The following is a 245-nucleotide window of genomic DNA, read 5'->3' as shown; positions in this document are numbered from 1 at the left end:
GTTGAAGACGACATGGTAGGCGATAACGGCAAGTACGCTATCACATCTAAGTTCCACGGCATGAACTTTGGCGGTTTAGACCTAGCATTCTACGCGAACTACGGTTTCAAGTCTGAGAAACTAGAAAGTGACAATAACGTCGCTGACAGCGCTTACCAACTAGCTGCTGAAGCTAACTTCTCTGGTCAAAAATTCGTTGTTCGTTACTCAGACAATGCGATCGATAGTGTATACGACCTAAAAGA

1 pseudogene is annotated in these 245 nt (G+C 44.5%); it reads left to right on the top strand.

Annotated elements, in window-relative coordinates:
- Positions 1 to 12: 12 nt before the first annotated feature.
- A pseudogene (locus AB4585_RS29055) lies at positions 13 to 245 on the top strand (carbohydrate porin); the annotation flags it as partial.

The organism is Vibrio sp. 10N.222.49.C9, assembly GCF_041474985.1.
Lineage (GTDB): Bacteria > Pseudomonadota > Gammaproteobacteria > Enterobacterales > Vibrionaceae > Vibrio > Vibrio crassostreae_C.
This window is presented reverse-complemented; position numbering and strand designations above follow the sequence as displayed.